The sequence below is a fragment of the Allopusillimonas ginsengisoli genome, from assembly GCF_004153455.1.
GTDB classification, from domain to species: Bacteria; Pseudomonadota; Gammaproteobacteria; order Burkholderiales; family Burkholderiaceae_B; genus Allopusillimonas; species Allopusillimonas ginsengisoli.
In genome coordinates this window covers 36,230-54,903 of sequence record NZ_SDQE01000010.1, presented here as the reverse complement: position 1 = coordinate 54,903, position 18,674 = coordinate 36,230, and the positions used below count along the sequence as shown (strand labels likewise).

The following is an 18,674-nucleotide window of genomic DNA, read 5'->3' as shown; positions in this document are numbered from 1 at the left end:
CAATGTAGCGTTTGTGTTTATAAGTATATAACCTGCGGTGTTTAAATTTCGTTGAAAACGAGGGTTTACCCTGCTGTATTTGCAATTGGTAACGATAATGCCACGCCAGATGCACACCTATAATCCAGCCATAATCTGTCTCCGGTGATGCGTGTGATTGCTGCTTATTCTGTAATGGGTTGTCTTGTGTTTCGCCGTGCTGTGATGGCCAGCCTGCTGGTGGCCTTGACGGCGTGTAGCGAGCACGGCGAACGCGTGCTTACCGGCACGACTGGCGAAATGGTTGGGGTGAGCGCAAGCCAACAGGCTACTTCTCAGGCGGCGGCCGGGCAAAGCGCGCAAGAATCACCAAGGCCGCAAGCTGCCTCGAGTGTGATCGACGCCAGTCCTGCGGGGATGGCGGCACTGGCAGCATTGATGCCGCAATACCCCATCGTCGTGTTGGGCGAGGTGCATGACAATGCGGTGGGTCACACGCTCAGGCGCGAAGCGCTCGCCGCGGCGCTGGCGGCCGGATGGCGGCCAGTGCTGGCGATGGAGCAGTTCGACAGCGATCAGCAGACTGCGCTGGACCAGGCGCTCGCCACCTGCCACAACGCCAGCTGCGTGATCGAGCACACGTCGATCAACGCCAAGGGATGGGATTGGGACTACTACCGTCCTGTTATTGAGCTGGCGATGCGTTATCGCCTGCCTGTGGTGGCTGCCAATCTCTCGCGGCCGCAGGCCAGCCGGGTGGTGAAGCACGGGCTGAAAGCCGTTTTCTCGCCCGATGCGCTGGCCCAACTTGGCCTGCAGCATGGGCCCGAGCCGGAACTGTTGCGGGCGCAGGCGCAACAAGTGGACCAAGGCCACTGCGGCATGCTGCCCGAGCACCTGCACACGGGCATGGCGACTGCGCAAATCGCCCGCGACGCCACGATGGCGCTGACCATCCAGCGTGCCGCTGGCCATGGCAGCCCCGGCCAGCGCCCGCCCGTCGTGTTGCTGGCGGGTAATGGCCACGTTCGCAAGGACCTTGGCGTACCCCGCTGGTTCGATGATGCGCTGGCGGTAGGCTTTACCGAAACGCCGGCGTCCGCCGGTCTGTACGACCGCGATGTGGTCGTGCCGCCCGCCCAGCGCCCTAATCCCTGCGCGGCATTCAATTCTCGACCGTAATGCCGCTGCGTTTGACGCGGCGCAGATGCTGGGCCATCATCCCTTACCTTGTCACGCGCATATCCGCTCCGGCGAGCGGAATGCATTGCCATCACAAGGGAGGAGCGCCATGTTGGTCATGCGCTGGAAGGGTGCAATCATTACGCTGAAACGCTGGCCTGTGGGTCTGGCGATTTGCGTGGCGCTGGGTGTGAGTCCAGCCTGTATCGCGCAGACCACAGGCGACCTTCAGGCCAGGGATTGGGCGTATTCCTGTGCAACTTGCCATGGCATCGGGCACAGTGCGGTCAAGAATATCCCCACGCTGGCAGGCATGCCGGCGGACGACATCGTCAAAGCCATGCAGGCCTATGCGAGCGGCGAACGTCCCGGACTGCTCAAGCAGCAGATGGCACGCGGCTATGATGAAGCCGTGCTGCGGCGGATCGGCGCGTGGTACGAAAGCCAACCCCGCGACAAAGAAGCACAGTCATGAAGCGTCGCTCCTTCATCAAGTCGCTCGCGGGCCTGGCGGCGGTGTCCTGTCCGGTGCTGGCCGGGGCCCGGTCTTCAGCCTCGCCGCATGTCGTGGTCGTTGGCGGTGGCTTTGGCGGTGCAACGGCGGCAAAGTATCTGCATCTGTTCAGTGGCGGGCGCATACGGGTTACCCTCGTCGAGCCGCGCGCCGAGTTTGTCTCCACGCCTCTGTCCAATCTGGTGCTGGAGGGCAGGCTGTCGATGCGGGATATCTCACGCAGCTATGAGGGGCTGGCGCAATACGGCGTGCGCCACGTGCGTGATGAGGCTGTGCGGGTGGATGCCACGCGGCGCACGCTTGAGCTCAGGCAGGGTGATCCGCTGTCCTGGGACAGGTTGATACTCTCGCCAGGGATTGATTTCATGTGGGAGCGTATCCCGGGGCTGAAGACCGAGGATGCGCGCAATGCCATGCCGCATGCCTGGAAGGCCGGGCCCCAGACGCAATTGCTCCGGCAGCAATTGGAGGCCATGCCCGATGGCGGCCGTTTCATCATGACCATTCCCGAGACGCCCTACCGCTGTCCGCCGGCCCCCTACGAGCGAGCTTGCCTGGTGGCGGCTTATTTCAAGCAGCACAAGCCGCGCGCAACGGTGCATATCTTCGACGCCAACGCCGAGGTGACGTCAGAAGCCGAACAGTTCCATCAGGCCTGGGAAGAACGGTATCCCGGCATGATTGAGTACAACCCCGCCTTCAAGGCGGTGGATGTCGATGCCGACACGCGCACTGTCATCTTTGAACTGGGCGAAGAGGAGCAGGGCGACGTGGTCAATGTGATACCGCCAATGCGGGCCGGCAATATCGCACGACAGGCGGAGCTGGCCACGGCCAATGATCGCTGGTGCGAGGTGGATTTTCTGACGTTTTCTTCCATCGTCGACGATCGCATTCATGTGCTGGGCGATTCCGTGCAGATCGCACCGGTCATGCCCAAGGCCGGGCACATGGCAAGCCAGCATGGCAAAACCTGTGCCGCGGCGGTCGCGGCCCTGCTGCTGGGTCAGGAAGTGAACCAGGATCCGCTTTATGCCAGCATTTGTTACAGCTTTGTGAATGCCCAGGATGCCATGCACGTGGCCAGCGTGCACCGCTATAGCCAGGAAGAAGGCACGATGCTGCCTGTCAAGGGCGGGGGAGGCGTGTCTGAGCATGCCACGGCAGATGAAGGCCAAATGGCGCTGGATTGGGCGCATGCGATCTGGGCCGACATGCTGACCTGAGCCACAGCTGCGAAACAGGCGGTTTGCAGCACTTATTCATTGAAATATGAAATTTCTTGGCATATTTGAATTTGTCAAGAATCTTCAGAGGGGTGATTTCCCTTGTTTATAGCTTTAAGCTATGAGCTTATATTAAATAGTATACTTACAGAGTACCGGATCATCCCAGGAGAATAAGTGTGAGTCGTAGCAGGGACCAGCGATCAATACCCATTGGTCGCCTGAAAAAGGCGCCCGAAAATTTCGTGCCGCCAACATTGGCGAACGAAATCAATGCCAGCGGTTTGAGTGAGGAGCGGCGGGGCTTTCTGAAGCGGAGTTTTCTGGCCGCGGCGGCGACGCTGACGGCTGGCCCTGCCTTGGCCGAATCGGTGAAACAGGCCGCCGGGGATCCAATGATTCTCGAGCCGCGTCCCTGGAGCACCAAGCTGGGCAATCCCGTGGCGTTCAAACCATACGGCCAGCCCTCGCCTTTTGAAGCCAATTTGCAGCGCCGGCAGTCGCCCGGGCTGACGCAAACTGCCCAGGCGTCGGTAGCGTTTGCGCCGTTGCAAGGGTTTTTCGGGATCATTACGCCATCCGGCCTGCATTTCGAGCGCCATCACCAGGGCTGGGTCGATGTTGATCCCGAGCAGCATCGACTGATGATCAACGGCATGGTCAAAGAGGCCAAGGTCTATACCATGGATGACTTGATGCGCCTGCCCTCGGTATCGCGCATCCACTTTATCGAATGCGGCGCCAATACCGGCATGGAATGGGGCAATGCCGCCGTGCCGACGGTCCAATATACACACGGCATGCTGTCCTGTTGCGAATACACGGGCGTGCCGCTCAAGGTGCTGCTGGACGACTGCGGCGCCGACTTCAAGAATGCCAAGTTTGTTCTGGCTGAGGGTAATGATGGGTCGAGCATGACGCGCACGATCTCCATGGAATCCGCGCTGGACGACGCGCTGGTGGCCTGGGGCATGAACGGCGAGATGTTGCGCCCCGAAAATGGCTATCCCCTGCGTCTGGTTGTGCCGGGCGTGCAGGGCGTGTCATGGGTGAAGTGGCTGCGGCGCATCGAGGTGGGCGATCAGCCCTGGGGAGCAAAGGATGAAGCCTCTCACTACATCGACATGATGCCCGATGGCATCCATCGCCAGTACACCTCCATCCAGGAATGCAAGTCAGTGATCACCTCGCCGTCGGGTGGCCAGGCCTTGATGGGCAAGGGTTTTTATAACGTCAGCGGCTTGGCATGGTCCGGTCGCGGAAAGATCAAGCAGGTCGATGTGTCATTCGATGGCGGCAAGCGCTGGAAGACCGCGCGCCTCGAAACCCCCGTGCTGGACAAATGCCTGACGCGTTTCAACATTGATTGGGTATGGGACGGTTCGCCCGTCATTCTGCAAAGCCGTGCCATCGACAGCACCGGTTTTGTTCAGCCACGCTATCGCCAGTTGCGCGAGGTGCGTGGTACGCGATCTACGTATCACAATAACGCGATCCAGTCCTGGCAGATCGCGCAAAGCGGGGAGGTTTTCAATGTTCAGATGGACTAAGCGCGCTCTGTTGTCGTGCGCGCTGGGCGCTGTGTTCTGTACACCCGTTTTCGCCGACGATACCGCCAGGTCGTACGATATTGGCCGGCCCGCGACCGAGGCTGAACTCAAGGCGTGGGATATTGATGTGCGGCCGGATTTCAAGGGATTGCCCAAGGGCAGCGGCACCGTCGACCAGGGCGCGGACATATGGGATACCTCCTGTGCGACCTGCCACGGCGCCTTTGGCGAGAGCAATTCCGTCTTTGCGCCATTGGTGGGTGGCACCACGCTGGACGACATCGAAACCGGCCACGTGGCCGCGCTGACGGGGGGCGGGCAGCCTTCGCGCACCACCTTCATGAAAGTGGCCACGGTCTCCACGCTATGGGATTACATCCACCGGGCCATGCCCTGGGATAATCCCAAATCGCTTGAGCCCGACGACGTCTATGCCGTGCTGGCCTATCTGCTCAATCTGGCGGAAATCGTGCCTTCGGACTTTACCTTGTCCGATGAGAACATCGCGCAAGTGCAGGACAAGATGCCCAACCGCAACGGCATGAAGTTCTGGGATGGCTTGTGGAAGGTGGATGGCAAGCCGGATACGGATAATGTGGCCTGCATGAGCGATTGCGAAACCTCAGGCAAGCCGTCGTCGACACTGCCACCGCATGCGCGCGATGCCCACGGCGATCTTGCCGCACAGATGCGTCTTGTTGGCGGGGTGCGCGGTGTGAACACTGGCGAACCTGCCCTGTCCGGCACAGTGGCCGACAACGTGGAGAAGGTCAAGGAACATGCCCGCAGCACGCTGGTCGCCGCGGCGGCTCCCGCCGCCAAGCCTCAGGGCGAGGCCAAAGACGGCGCGCAGGACGCATCGGCGCAGCAGACCCTGGCCCAGATGACCGACAGTGGCTGTATGGCCTGCCACGCGCGGGACAAAAAAGTGCTTGGACCTTCATTCGCGGATGTCGCCGACAAATACAAGGGTCAGGACGATGCGGTCGGCAAGTTGATCGCAAAGGTGCAGAAGGGCGGTTCGGGTGCATGGGGAGCAATTCCAATGCCTCCGCATCCCGCATTATCCGACGATGATGCCAAGGCTATGGTCGAGCTGATGCTCGCCGAAACTGGGCAGTAAACACAGTTTTCAACAATCAAATCCGATTAGTCAGAGGAGCAGGAAATGAACAAGCAGCGTAGAAACGTGCTCAAGCTGGGTACCGTGCTGAGTCTGGCGGTTACCGCCGGTATATTGCGGCCAGAGCAGGCATGGGCCGTTCAGCAAGAGTGGAACGAGGGCGCCTTTTCGGCCACTTCGGTCGATGACGTGATCAAGGCCTTTGGCGGCGACCAGGCTGCCGAAAGTGACAAGATCAAGCTGGTTGCACCGGATATTGCCGAGAATGGCGCCGTGGTGCCGGTTGGCGTAACAAGTGATTTGCCCAACACGACGCAGATCTCGATTCTTGTGCCGAACAACCCGAGTACCCTGACAGCGCATTTCGATATCGCTGAAGGTACGATGCCTGATGTGGCGACACGCATCAAGATGGGCGGAACGTCAGACGTCTATGCGCTGGTCAAGGCCGACGACAAGTTCTATACCGTACACAAAGAAATCAAGGTAACGCTGGGCGGCTGCGGCGGTTGATCGCCTGACACGCCGAACACCATCCCGCATCAACGATACACGAGGAATAATCATGGCAACCAGACCAATGCGCATTCGCGCTGTACAGAAAGACGATGTCACCGAAGTCAAGGCTTTGATGAGCCACATCATGGAAACAGGCCAGCGCAAGGATAGCGAGGGCAACCTCGTTCCCGCCCACTTCATCGACCTGGTCGAAGCCAAGTGCAACGACAAGACAGTACTGTCGGCTCAGTGGGGTCCGGCGGTATCGCGCGATCCCTTCCTGTCGTTCAAGTTCAAGGGCGGCAACAAGGGCGACAAGGTTGAAATCACCTGGAAGGACAACAAAGGTGAGAGCCGCACCGACACGACAGAGATCCGCTAGGTTTTTTGTTGCGTAAAAAAGCAAGAGGTAGGTCATACGTATCCACCAGGGAGGTAGGAGACATGAAGAAAAAACTGAGTGGCGCCGCGGCACTGGCGCTCGCGGCCGGCGCGATGTTTGCAGCGTCGGCGGTCGTCGCGCAAGAGAGTACATCCGACGGTATCGCGGAATATCGTGAGATGTTGGGCGAAGGCGGCAATCCGGCCGAGTTGATCGAGATGACGGGCGAGGAGCTGTGGGCGGAGAAGCGCGGCCCCAAGAGCGCGTCGCTTGAGCAGTGCGATCTGGGGCAGGGCCCGGGCGTGGTCAAAGACGCCTACGCGCATATGCCGCGCTTTTTTGAAGATGCCGGGCGGGTGATGGATCTGGAATCCCGTCTTGTGTACTGCATGGTCAATCTGCAGGGCATGGACGAAAAAGAAGTGACCAAGAAACCCTTCTCGGGCAGCGGCGATTATTCAACAGACCTGGAAGCACTGGTGGGATATGTGGTGGGCCAGTCGCGCGGCACGCCGCTCGCGGTGCCGCAGGACCATCCACAGGAAAAGGCCGCGTTCGAACGCGGCAAGCAGATTTTCTTTTTCCGTGGCGGCCCCTATGACTTTGCCTGTGCGTCCTGCCACAGCGTGGACGGTCAACGCATCCGGTTGCAGGATCTTCCCAATCTGACCGAATCCGGTCCAGCGCGAGAGGCCTATACCTCCTGGCCCGCCTATCGTGTCTCCCAGGGCGCGCTGCGTTCCATGCAGTGGCGACTGAACGACTGCTTCCGCCAGCAGCGCATGCCTTACCTCAAGTACGGCTCGCAGGCATCGGTCGATCTGTCAGTGTTCCTGGCGGTCAATGCCAATGGCGGCGAAATGGACGCCCCTGGTCTTAAACGGTAAGCGGAGATGCTCATGAAAAAATCTACTATCGCGCCGCTCGCTGTGCTGGCAGGGCTGTTGCTGATGACTGCCGGCGCCCAGGCGGACGAACCCGTGACAGGCACCAGCCCCGAAGATGTGCAGGCGGTACTCAAGGCTTCGTTCGAGCCCAAAGGTATTGCAAAACTGGATCGTCTTGAGCAATCGCCCATGCAAAAGGCGTGCTCGCAGGCCGATTTGACGGGCAAGCCTTTGTCCAAGGAAGACGCGGCGATGATCGCCAAGGAAGCCCTGGCGTCCATCAAATACCCCGCTGAGGGCCAGTTTCTGGGCGACTGGAAGGCTGGCGAGAAAGTGGCTCAGAACGGACGCGGACTGCAGTTCAGCGACAAAGAGGGGGCGGTCAATGGCGGAAACTGCTATGCCTGCCACCAGATGACCAAGGCTGAAATCTCTTTCGGCAACATCGGGCCCTCTTTGCTGCATTATGGCAAGCAGCGCGGATCTTCCAAAGAGATCATGGAATACACCTGGGCCAAGATCTATGATTCGCATGCCTATGCGGCCTGTTCTGCGATGCCGCGTTTTGGCGCGGCGGGCATTCTGACCGAAGCGCAACTGAAAGACGTCATGGCGCTGCTGTTTGATCCGGAGTCGCCGGTCAACAAGGATGACGTTGCGCAATAAGCAGGCAGAAGGGGCAGGTATGTGGAATTCAGGACTCGCCGCGCTGTTGGTGGGAGTCGGGCTGGCAGCCGGCGTCGCGTTTGCGCCGCCGGCGCAGGCCGTTGTCGAGGTTGGCGATCATGTGTCGCTTCCTGAAATCCACCTTCTGGATGGAGAAACCCTTGCAGAGGGGCATTTCAATGGCAAGCCGGTCATCATTGAATATTGGGCCACCTGGTGCCCATTTTGCGCGCGCCAAAATCCCTACGTCCAGAAACTCTGGCACGAAGCGCAGGGCTCGGGGCTGGAGATACTGACCGTCAGCATAGACCGTACGGACACGCTTGCCGCCGATTACATGAAGAAGCATGGCTATACGTTTCCGGTTGCCATGGAGACCCAGGCCCTGCGCGATGTTCTGGGCAAAAGAAAAGTCGTACCCAATATTATTGTCATCAAGGCGGATGGCCAGGTGGCTGAAGTCATCCCCGGTGAAATGTTCGAGGAAGATGTACTGGGTCTGATCAAGTATGCGCCCGCCGCAACCGATCAGCCCTGATTTGGACGTTTGTTTCGTCTGTTTTTTTATTTTATTGATCAGCAGGAAGCCGTTTTTATGATTAGTCGCCGCGAGTTCCTACAAGTGCTGGGTATTGCCGCCGCCGGTGGAATGACGTTTTCCCATTCCGCTCGTGCTGCCGAAGAGGCTGCCGCCAAGTTTTATGATCTGCCGCGCTTCGGTAATGTGCATTTTCTGCACTTCACGGACTGTCACGCGCAGTTGCAGCCCATTTATTTTCGCGAACCCAGTGTCAATATCGGACTTGGATCGGCGCTGAATCGCCCGCCTCATCTGGTCGGTGAGCATTTTCTGGCGCATTACGGCATAAAACCGGACACCGCGCAGGCCCATGCCTTCACCTGTCTGAATTTCGAAAATGCCGCGCGTCAGTACGGAAAAGTGGGCGGGTTCGCGCACATGGCGACGCTGGTCAAGCAAATGAAGGCCAGTCGACCCGGCGCGCTGCTGCTCGATGGCGGAGATACGTGGCAGGGGTCGGCGACGGCGCTGTGGACCAAAGGCCAGGACATGGTGGATGCCTGCCTGGCGCTGGGCGTGGATATCATGACGGCCCACTGGGAATTCACCCTGGGGTCGGAGCGAGTCGAGGAAATCATCGCCAAGGATCTCAAGGACAAAATTGATTTCATTGCGCAGAACGTCCAGACGTCCGATTTCGGCGACCCTGTATTTCCGTCTTATACCTTGCGCGAAATGAACGGCGTTCAAGTGGCCGTCATTGGCCAGGCATTTCCCTACACCCCTATCGCCAATCCGGGCTACCTGGTGCCAGACTGGACTTTCGGGATTCAGGAAAGCCAGCTCCAGCAAGTGATAGACGAGGTACGCGGCAAGGGAGCCAAGGCCGTGGTGCTGCTCTCGCACAACGGCATGGATGTCGACCTGAAGCTGGCCTCCCGCGTGCGTGGCCTGGACGCGATTCTGGGCGGACACACACACGATGGCATGCCCGCGCCCGTAGTGGTTGAAAACAGTGGCGGCAAAACGCTGGTGACCAATGCAGGCAGCAACGGCAAGTTCCTGGGCGTGCTGGATTTTGATGTCCGGGACGGCAAGGTTTCCGATTTTCGCTACAAGCTGATGCCGGTATTTGCCAACTTCCTGGATGCTGATCCGGACATGGCCGCGCTCATCGAAAAGATTCGCTCGCCCTTTGCCGAGCAACTGGCCGAAACGCTGGCGACCACAGACGATATGCTGTATCGCCGCGGCAACTTCAACGGCACATTTGACCAGCTCATCCTCGATGCGCTGATCACTCAAAAAGAGGCCCAGATCGCATTCTCGCCCGGCTTCCGCTGGGGCACCAGCCTGCTGCCTGGATCGGACATCACGATGGAACATCTGATGGATCAGACGGCCATTACCTATCCCTATACGACGCTGAGCGACATTCCGGGCAGTCAGATCAAGGTGATACTCGAGGACGTTGCCGACAACCTGTTCAATCCGGACCCGTATTACCAGCAAGGGGGGGATATGGTGCGCGTGGGCGGCATGCAGTACACCATTGATCCGCTCAAGGATGCCGGCCAGCGCATCAGCGACATGATGCTGGATGGCAAGCCGATCGAGGCCGACAAGACATACAAGGTGGCGGGCTGGGCGCCGGTGGCCGAAGGGGCGGAAGGCGAACCTGTGTGGGAGGTGGTTTCACGCTACCTGCGCGACAAGAAGACCATCACTGCGGTCAAGTTGAACGAGCCCCGAATCAAAGGGGTGGACGGAAATCACGGCATTGTGTAATGCATTGTCTGGTACTGTTCATTTTTCAGGAGATGCATCATGAATAAATTTGCCACGCTTACGCTCGCCCTGGGCATTGCCCTGGCAGGCGCCACGTTGCCGGCATCGGCTCAGAATACAACGACGGAGGCGAGCAGCGAACAAGCCAAGGTCATCTATCACATTAACGATTCCAAGGGTCAGGCGCTGTCCGCACTGCGCAATATGCGCAACCAGCTGGACACCGACCCCAAGGCCAAGATTATTGCGGTTGCCCATGCGGATGGCATTGAGTTTCTTGAAAACGACTACGACGATGCCGATACGGTGGGCCCCCTGATCTCGGGATTGGCCTCGCGTGGCGTGCAGTTCGAAGTCTGCGAAATCACCATGAAGCGCAAGGAACTCACAAAAGATGATTTTGTGATGGAAGCCCAGTTTGTGCCGTCCGGCGTGGTGCGGATCACAGAGCTTCAGAACAAGGAAGGGTACGCCTACGTCAAGCCCTGAGTCCGGCCACCCCCGCCTGAAGCAGCCTCGGGCTGCTTCAGGCATGCGCCCCTCACGCGCCCAAGCGGAGGCGGGCATGCTTCCTGCTACACTTTCCACAAAGCAGAACAAGGAACTGCATGATGAAGAGTGTGAGCAAGTCATCCAAACAAAAACATCTGTTAGCAGTACTGTCAGCCTTCGCTATTTTGATTACCTGTCCCATGCAGGTTCAAGCGCAAGAAAAGCCAGCCGTGAGCATTCGGGCGGGCGGCGCAGATCACTACCATCGCGTTGAACTGGCCTGGGAATCCCCTTCACTGTGGTCACACCGTTTTACCGGCAACGGCAGCCGGCTCGATCTGGTTGCGGAATTGGGCGCAGCCTATTGGCATGCGTCAGGCCGCGATTCGCCCGCCAATCTCTGGCAGTTCAGCGCCATCCCGATGCTTAGGTGGTCATTCGGGAATGGCTACTATCTTGAGGCCGGCGCAGGGCCCACGCTGATAAGCCGGACACGCTTTGCCAACAAGACGCTCAGCACGGCGTTTCAGTTTGGCGACCACATTGGCGGTGGCGTGTATTTGTCCGGCAATAGCCGTATTGGGTTGCGGTTCTCTCATTTTTCCAATGCCGACATCAAGCGGCCCAATGCCGGGCTGAATGCATTGCAGTTGTTGTATTCCTATCAATACTGAGAACAGATTGCCTGATATGTGCCCGGCGGGCATAGGCGCGTATGCCCGCCTGGATTAAAATCCCGGTATGCTGACTTTCATGCGTCAATTTGAATTGCTGCGAGAGCACGCCACCCGCGTGGCATGCTCTCACGCCCTGCGCGCCATCTTCCTGGCCTCTCAGGATGTCGCTGTGCGCGAAGCCTACGCGCGCGCCAAGCCCGGCTAAACGCCTGCGGATGCCTGCCGCATGGCGGGCGCTCCCCGCTATTCTTGCGTCTTCTGTTCGCGGTACCGCTCTCGGGCGGGCCGTGCTTGCGCATGTGCACAAAACCCGCTTCCCGCATTCGTAACGTCGGCAGCCGCCTGTGCGCAGCATTTATTCTTGCGAAAGCAAATCACTGTCATGCAATTATCAAAAAACTTCGTCAAGGCCAAGAACCCTTGCGCTTCGGGATATAAATGGTTTCTGCGGGATCAGAATGGCCACGGGGACTACCAGGCTATTCTGGATGCGCTGGTGGCGGCCGGCCGGGTGGATGACGCCTGCTGGTTGCTCGATCAGTTTGGCCCAACTGATGCGCGCATGTCGGTGGATGTGATCGATGCGGCCGCGATCGTCTTTGCCGGTACGCTGATTGTGCGGCAGGACATCAATGTGGACACCGTGGTGCGCGCTGGCGGCGGCATACGCAGCGGGGCCGGTATCCGGGCGGGAACAGAGATCGTTTCGGGGGCGGATATCGATGCCAAGGGCGGCATCATTTGTGGCGGCCATATCCGGGCGGAGGGTGATATCAGCGCAGAGTGGGGGATCGCCGCGACATCGCGGCTGGAATGCGGCGGTCAACTACGTGCCGGCTGGGATATCAGCGCGGGCCAGGGGATCGCCGTGTCAGGTGACTTGCGTGCCGGCCAGAGCTTGACCGCCGGGGGTTCGATTGTGTGCGGGCAGGGGATGAAAGTGGCGGGCAAGGTCGAGGCCGGCCATGACATCCGGGTGGAACGCGGCATTCAGGCGGGCGATGCCATTATCGCGGGCAATCATCTTGAAGCCGGTTGGGGCATGCTGTCGGGCAGCGATATCGTTGCCGATGGCGCTATTCGTGCGGGCGAAGGGCTGGCCGCTGCGGGCGATATTCTTCCGGGGCAAGGCCATGGCGTTTACGCCGGGCTGCGTGTGCGGCTCGATGCCTGGGCCGATGCCGCGCGCGTGATTGCGCGGGCAAGGCCAGAGCCGCTGGTCAGTGGCCACTGGTGCGGCCCTGATGCCAGCATGCTTGCGCTGTAAGGTGTCAACTCATTGGCGGTCAGGTGACAGCGCCAGAGATTCAATATGCTCGAGATCCAGAATATGCAACGCGGCCTGAACTTTTTCGACAAACGCGCGGTACGCTGGCTGCGTGTCGAGCATGCGTGTGAGCCAGTCCTCGATGTCGGACAGACGTCCGTCCCTGGCCAGTTCGGCCAACTCCATGCGCGCATGCGCCGGGGGCAAGGCAATCTCGGCGTCGTCAGCGGTAACGGGTAGCGCAGGCTCCGGTTCAAAAGCCTGTGCCTGCCAATGGAGCGGCGTTGCATCGACGACAGCGATACGGATGGAAAAGCTGAATTCGCTGCCTTCACCCGGCGTGCTGCTGACGGTCAGGGTTCCGTCCATATTGGCCACGATACGTTGTGCGATGAACAGCCCCAGACCCGTGCCCCCTTGATCGCGCCGTACCTGGGAGTAGGCTGAAAATATGGTTGCCTGGTTGGCTGCATCGATGCCCGTGCCCGTATCCCGTACGGCAAAATGCAGTCTCCATGCGTCTTCCTCTTGCGGTTCAGCCCCGATCGATAATTCGATTTTTCCTCCTTTGGTGAACTTGGCGGCATTGCTCAGCAGATTCAGCAATACCTGTTGCAGGCGTTTGGCATCAGCTCGTATACAGGTGGGTAGCGGCGTCGTTGCAAAACACTCGAACTGATTGCCTTGCTGCGCGCTCAAGGCTTGCGCATAACGCACCATGTCGTCCAGAAAGCATCCCAGCGGCAATGCCTCGGCCCTGAGATCGAGCGGCTGCAGCTCATGGCGGGCATACTCAAGCAATTCTTTGATCAGGCTCAATTGGTAGCTGGCGCTGCGTTTGATCACCTGTATGTGGTCACGCTGCTCGGGCGCCTGGTCACGCTGCAGCAACAACTGCGAATAGCTGATAATGGTGGCCAGGGGTGCGCGCAGATCGTGGCTGATGTAGCCCAGCATTTCAGTCTTCTGCTGATTTTTCTCTTTGGCATAAAGCAAGGCTTTGTTCAGGGCTTCTGTCTGGCGCGCCACCTCGGCGCCAAGTCTATCCTGCTCTTCGTGCTGCAAGCGGGCCAGGTCCGCCTGTGCCTGGGAGCGTTGTCGGCCCACCAGCACCAGCCAGGCCATCAGTACGGCGAGATTGATGTAAAAACCCACCAGGTCGGTCAAGGGATTATTGCTGCCGTTGTTCATGGTGAGCTCTGCCGCCCAGCGTGGCAGTATGTCGGTCGAGCCGCTGTAGGTCAGCATGGCCTGCACCAGAAAATACACGCTGACCAGCAACATGGCTCGCCCGCCCGGCAGGGCTTGCCTGAGCAACAGGCCGGCCGCAGCGATAATGCTCAGCCCAAACAAAAAGATGTCAAAGCCGATCAGGGACGAAACCCAGTATATCTGGCCGAACAATGCCATAGCGGCCAGCGCGACCTGCAGCCACATCAGTGTCTGGAACCACCGCCTGGCCGGCCATCGCACGTCGGCCGCCTTGGCCATCTCCATCACGAAACAGAGAAACAGTGCCAGGCAAGCCAGGCCTAGCGTGAAGGACGCACGGGGAATCCACCAGAGCGCGTCTGGCCAGATGTAAAACCGGGCGTAGTCACTGACGGTGACCTCATACAGCGTAACAGTCAGTGCAAGCACGCTGAGCAGAAAAAAGACCCGGCTGCGACTGAACAGCGCAATGAAAAGCGTGCTGATGGTCAGCGCGGCAAGACCGCCCGCCAGAATGCCCTGCCAGATCATCTGGCGACCATTGTTCACGCTGAACGCCTGTTCTGAGTACAGGCGTGGCTGAAGCACGATGCGCTTATCGCTGCGGATGCGCGCCACGATATCGGCATGAGCGCCGGGCTCGAGTACAAACGGATAGGCCATGCGTCGAAGCCCGGTATCGATGAGGGCGGGCCTGGGGGTGATTTCGCCGGTTTGATAATGCGACCAATGGGTATTCTGTTTCAGGTGGAAATCCAGGAGGCCGAAGTTGCCGGTGTCAAAGGCGAATCGCAGCTTGAGGGGTGCGTGCCCCGAATTGCGAACCTGCAGTCTCACCCACCATGCGGATGTTGACTGGAAAGGCTTCGCTGCGTGGGGGACGGCCTGCCAGCCTCCCGGTCCGACCGGCAGCGCCAGCACGGCGCCGAGGTCTTGCCTCAGGGAAGCATCCTCGTGTATCAGCAGATGGTTTGCGACGGCATACGGCCATTGCGTCGATCTGTCTACGTCGATTGTCCCGGGCTGGATCAAGGCTTGTTGGCCGGCCCTGGCGACAGCGATGTGATCGGCGGCGTGCGCAAAAGGAAGGGCCAGCCAGGCCGCGGCTATCATGAGTAGCCGGGACAGAATGATCATAATGTGAAGCTTCATGTTGTGGCGCCCAACGTGATGATGACTGGGGCTGCGCTTGGAAAGGGAGTTTCCAAATTTGTAAATATACTTTGCAAAACATTTGACAATGCATTCTACGTTTCAGTTCCTGCTGTGTCCGTCAAAAATCGTCAATTCGTTTGCCGCCGTCGTGCGTTCCCGCGCCGCGGATGATGGTGTGCGTAAAGTCGTCTGAACCAGATGGCATGCCGATTTGCAGGACATGGCCCCTGAAGGCTGCGGGGCATGCTGGAGAGATGCCCGCCATTGCGTGTAAGATGAAATCTATTGCTGACCTGCAGCGGACACTTATGTAGGAGGATACGCGATGGCTCACCCGAACAGTTTTGGCGCCCGGAGCGCATTGGACGTCAACGGCAAGTCTTATCAGATTTACCGGCTCGATGCGCTCAAGGAACATGGTCTGGATATTGCGCGATTGCCGTACGGGCTCAAGATTCTCCTTGAGAATTTGCTGCGCAATGAGGGCGGTGATGTCACCGCCGATGATATCCGGGCGCTTGCGTCCTGGGATCCCAATGCGCAGCCCAGCAAAGAAATCGCGTTCACGCCGGCCCGCGTGGTGTTGCAGGACTTCACCGGCGTGCCTGCCGTGGTGGATCTGGCGGCCATGCGCGAGGCCATGAAGGCCCTGGGTGGCAGCGCTTCGCGCATCAACCCCCTGGCGCCGGTGGAGCTGGTGATCGATCACTCCGTGATCGTCGATGTCTTTGGCAACAAGACCGCTTTCGATCAGAACGTAGAGATCGAATACGGCCGGAACATGGAGCGTTATCAGTTCCTGCGATGGGGCCAAAGCGCCTTTGATGACTTTCGCGTGGTGCCGCCCGGCACTGGCATTGTGCACCAGGTCAACCTGGAGCATCTCTCGCGCGTGGTGTTCACCCGCGACGACAGCGGCACCGTGTCTGCCTATCCCGATACCTGTGTGGGCACAGATTCGCACACGCCCATGGTCAATGGCCTGGGGGTGGTTGCCTGGGGCGTCGGGGGTATAGAGGCCGAAGCCGCCATGCTGGGCCAGCCGATCTCCATGCTGATTCCGCGTGTCGTCGGCTTCAAGCTCACCGGCGCCCTGTCCGAAGGCACAACCGCCACAGACCTGGTGCTGACCATCACCGAGCGTCTGCGCCAGCATGGCGTGGTGGGCAAGTTTGTGGAATTCTACGGGCCCGGGGTGGCGGCCGTCCCGCTTGCCAACCGCGCCACCATCGGCAACATGAGTCCGGAATATGGCTCCACGATCTCCATCTTCCCCATCGACGACGTCACGCTCGCCTATCTCAAGCTGACGGGCCGCAGCGACGAGCAGATCGCGCTGGTCGAGGCCTATGCCAAGGCTCAGGGGATGTGGCACAACCCCGATGCGGAGCCGCATTACTCGGAAACGCTGGAGCTGGATCTCTCGACGGTGCAGCCGTCCATTGCCGGGCCCAAGCGGCCACAGGACCGCATTGCCCTGGCCGACGCCAAAGAGGCTTTCCATGGGGCGTTGGCCATGCTGACGGCCACCTCGGGCAAGCCCAAGGGTTACGACAAAGCCGTGGCCGAGTCCTTTCCCGCCTCGGATCCTCCGGCTCAGGATGCCAAGCAGCCGCGCAATGATGCGCCGACGGACCATGTCAAGGATGCCCCTGCGATCCCTGCGCCTGTCGCCAATGCCGTGCCGATCACGCTTGCCGACGGCGCGCAGGGCGAAGTCAGCCATGGATCAGTCGTGATTGCCGCCATTACCTCTTGTACCAACACGTCCAACCCTGCCGTGATGATGGCGGCCGGCCTGTTGGCGCGCAAAGCGGTTGAAGCCGGGCTGACACGCAAGCCTTGGGTCAAGACCAGCCTGGCGCCCGGGTCGCGCGTGGTGACCGATTATTTTCTCAAGGCAGGGCTCACGCCCTATCTCGAGGCGCTGGGTTTCAACCTGGTGGGCTATGGATGTACCACCTGCATCGGCAACTCCGGGCCGCTCATTCCTGAAGTCAGCCAGGCGGTCACCAGCAACGACTTGTCCGTGGTGTCGGTGTTGTCGGGCAATCGCAACTTCGAAGGCCGCATTCATGCCGAGGTCAAGATGAACTACCTGATGTCGCCGCCACTGGTCGTCGCGTATGCGCTGGCCGGCACGATGGACATCGACATGTTCAACGATCCACTTGGCACGGGCAAGGATGGCAAGCCCGTTTATTTGAAGGACATCTGGCCCTCGGCGGACGAGGTCGCGCAGACGATCGACGGCGCCATTGCCTCGAACATGTACAAAAGCGGCTATGCCGACGTGTTTGCAGGCGACGAGCGCTGGCAGAATCTTCCCACACCAAAAGGCGACATCTTTCAGTGGGACGACCAGTCCACCTATGTGCGACATCCGCCCTATTTCGAGAACATGCCGCGCACACCTGATCCGGTACGGGATATACGCGGCGCGCGCGTGCTGGCCAAGCTGGCGGATTCCGTTACCACCGATCACATCAGTCCGGCGGGCTCCATTGCCAGGAATTCACCCGCGGCAAAATATCTGATGGATCACGGTGTCGAGCCCACGGACTTCAATTCCTATGGTTCACGCCGCGGCAATCACGAGGTCATGATACGCGGCACTTTTGCCAACGTCAGGCTGCGAAATCAACTGGCGCCCGGCACCGAAGGCGGTTACACCCGGGATTTCACCAAGCCCGAAGGGCCGGTCACGACCATTTACGACGCATCACGCGCCTATATCGATGCTGGGATTCCGCTGGTCATCATCGCCGGAAAGGAATATGGCTCGGGGTCGTCCCGTGACTGGGCAGCCAAGGGTACGGTGCTGCTGGGCGTGCGCGCAGTCCTTGCTGAATCCTACGAACGCATCCATCGATCCAATCTGTTGGGCATGGGCGTGTTGCCGCTGCAGTTTCCCGAAGGTCAGAACGCTGAATCGCTGGGTATCACGGGCGAGGAAGTGTTTGATATCGAGGGTGTGGTGGCGCTCAACGAAGGCAAGACGCCGGCCACCGTCAAGGTCAGGGCCGGCAGTATCGAATTCGATGCCTTGCTGCGCATTGATACCCCCAGCGAGGCGGATTACTACCGTCATGGCGGCATCATGCAGTTTGTTTTGCGCAATCTCCTGAACCGCGACTGAGCCGGCCTACACGCCGTACGTTTATCCCCCTTGGCCCGGCTTGTCGTGCGCCGGCTCAAGGGGATTCTTGTTTTTGGGTCTTGACGCGGCGGCCGCGTGCTATGGGGTGCGCTGCGTGCTGGTGCCGGATCCCCACACGGGCACACCGCTGATTGCTGCACTCAGCCGGGATTAAAATAAACTTTTTCAGGCAGGCTGGCATGACGACAGAAGCGCGCATGATCGAGATCGAAATCAAGCTGACGGCGCAGGAAGACCTGCTTCAGGCCCTTAATCAGCAAGTGTACGAGCAACAGAAACAGATCACCGAGCTGAAGGCTTTGTGCGCGGCGCTCGTCAAGCGTCTGAGCGAGGCGGCCAGCGACGCGGGCGGCGCAGACGCCTACACCGTCGAGAAGCCCCCTCATTACTAACTGG

The 18,674-nt window shown here is 59.6% G+C and carries 18 protein-coding genes; 17 read left to right on the top strand and 1 reads right to left on the bottom strand.

Translation table 11 applies throughout. From position 1 onward, the window contains the following. Nucleotides 1-153 precede the first annotated feature (153 nt). The 15 genes from ERE07_RS15980 to ERE07_RS15915 all read left to right on the top strand — a co-directional run bounded on the left by ERE07_RS15980 (nt 154) and on the right by ERE07_RS15915 (nt 12,751). Entirely contained in the window at nt 154-1,161 is a 1,008-nt protein-coding gene (locus tag ERE07_RS15980; RefSeq protein WP_167670942.1) for a ChaN family lipoprotein, read from the top strand. A 109-nt stretch (nt 1,162-1,270) separates the two neighbouring features. Then, nucleotides 1,271-1,636, top strand: coding sequence for a c-type cytochrome (locus ERE07_RS15975; protein WP_130010038.1), 366 nt, complete (start codon nt 1,271-1,273; stop codon nt 1,634-1,636). Further along, on the top strand, nt 1,633-2,901 hold the full coding sequence (locus ERE07_RS15970) for an NAD(P)/FAD-dependent oxidoreductase (protein WP_130010037.1): 1,269 nt from the start codon (nt 1,633-1,635) through the stop codon (nt 2,899-2,901). The genes ERE07_RS15975 and ERE07_RS15970 overlap by 4 nt, the downstream gene beginning before the upstream one ends. Nucleotides 2,902-3,080: 179 nt before the next feature. Beyond that, on the top strand, nt 3,081-4,451 hold the full coding sequence (gene soxC, locus ERE07_RS15965) for a sulfite dehydrogenase (protein WP_130010036.1): 1,371 nt from the start codon (nt 3,081-3,083) through the stop codon (nt 4,449-4,451). After that, nucleotides 4,435-5,574, top strand: coding sequence for a c-type cytochrome (locus tag ERE07_RS15960; protein WP_130010035.1), 1,140 nt, complete (start codon nt 4,435-4,437; stop codon nt 5,572-5,574). Before soxC ends, ERE07_RS15960 begins: the two co-directional genes overlap by 17 nt. 45 nt (nt 5,575-5,619) lie before the next feature. Continuing rightward, the gene (gene soxY / locus ERE07_RS15955) at nt 5,620-6,087 is read left to right on the top strand and encodes a thiosulfate oxidation carrier protein SoxY (protein WP_130010034.1); all 468 of its coding nucleotides are present in this window, start codon (nt 5,620-5,622) and stop codon (nt 6,085-6,087) included. A 52-nt stretch (nt 6,088-6,139) separates the two neighbouring features. Next, the gene (soxZ, locus tag ERE07_RS15950; RefSeq protein WP_130010033.1) at nt 6,140-6,454 is read left to right on the top strand and encodes a thiosulfate oxidation carrier complex protein SoxZ; all 315 of its coding nucleotides are present in this window, start codon (nt 6,140-6,142) and stop codon (nt 6,452-6,454) included. A gap of 62 nt (nt 6,455-6,516) precedes the next feature. Beyond that, the gene (soxA, locus tag ERE07_RS15945) at nt 6,517-7,341 is read left to right on the top strand and encodes a sulfur oxidation c-type cytochrome SoxA (RefSeq protein WP_130010032.1); all 825 of its coding nucleotides are present in this window, start codon (nt 6,517-6,519) and stop codon (nt 7,339-7,341) included. A 12-nt stretch (nt 7,342-7,353) separates the two neighbouring features. Continuing rightward, entirely contained in the window at nt 7,354-8,007 is a 654-nt protein-coding gene (gene soxX, locus ERE07_RS15940) for a sulfur oxidation c-type cytochrome SoxX (protein ID WP_130010031.1), read from the top strand. A 19-nt stretch (nt 8,008-8,026) separates the two neighbouring features. Then, on the top strand, nt 8,027-8,545 hold the full coding sequence (locus tag ERE07_RS15935; RefSeq protein WP_130010030.1) for a redoxin family protein: 519 nt from the start codon (nt 8,027-8,029) through the stop codon (nt 8,543-8,545). Between the two features lie 60 nt (nt 8,546-8,605). Next, the gene (soxB, locus tag ERE07_RS15930) at nt 8,606-10,315 is read left to right on the top strand and encodes a thiosulfohydrolase SoxB (protein WP_130010150.1); all 1,710 of its coding nucleotides are present in this window, start codon (nt 8,606-8,608) and stop codon (nt 10,313-10,315) included. A 39-nt stretch (nt 10,316-10,354) separates the two neighbouring features. After that, a complete protein-coding gene (locus ERE07_RS15925) occupies nt 10,355-10,804 on the top strand; it encodes a DsrE family protein (RefSeq protein WP_130010029.1) in 450 nt (149 codons plus the stop codon). Nucleotides 10,805-10,923: 119 nt separating this feature from the next. Then, nucleotides 10,924-11,481: an acyloxyacyl hydrolase gene (locus ERE07_RS15920; RefSeq protein ID WP_245153750.1), complete on the top strand. Its 558-nt coding sequence runs from the start codon at nt 10,924-10,926 to the stop codon at nt 11,479-11,481. A 79-nt stretch (nt 11,482-11,560) separates the two neighbouring features. After that, complete coding sequence (locus ERE07_RS22190; protein WP_280634377.1) at nt 11,561-11,689, top strand: hypothetical protein; 129 nt, start codon at nt 11,561-11,563, stop codon at nt 11,687-11,689. A gap of 177 nt (nt 11,690-11,866) precedes the next feature. Beyond that, nucleotides 11,867-12,751, top strand: coding sequence for a hypothetical protein (locus ERE07_RS15915; RefSeq protein ID WP_130010028.1), 885 nt, complete (start codon nt 11,867-11,869; stop codon nt 12,749-12,751). Nucleotides 12,752-12,760: 9 nt separating this feature from the next. Here the strand turns inward: ERE07_RS15915 and ERE07_RS15910 are convergent, their stop codons facing one another. Then, nucleotides 12,761-15,115: a sensor histidine kinase gene (locus ERE07_RS15910; RefSeq protein WP_130010027.1), complete on the bottom strand. Its 2,355-nt coding sequence runs from the start codon at nt 15,113-15,115 to the stop codon at nt 12,761-12,763. A gap of 328 nt (nt 15,116-15,443) precedes the next feature. Here ERE07_RS15910 and ERE07_RS15905 point away from each other — a divergent pair, with 328 nt between their 5' ends. Together ERE07_RS15905 and ERE07_RS15900 are read left to right on the top strand one after the other, a co-directional pair. After that, a complete protein-coding gene (locus tag ERE07_RS15905; RefSeq protein ID WP_130010026.1) occupies nt 15,444-18,257 on the top strand; it encodes an aconitate hydratase in 2,814 nt (937 codons plus the stop codon). Between the two features lie 200 nt (nt 18,258-18,457). Continuing rightward, complete coding sequence (locus ERE07_RS15900) at nt 18,458-18,670, top strand: SlyX family protein (protein WP_130010025.1); 213 nt, start codon at nt 18,458-18,460, stop codon at nt 18,668-18,670. Nucleotides 18,671-18,674: the final 4 nt, after the last annotated feature.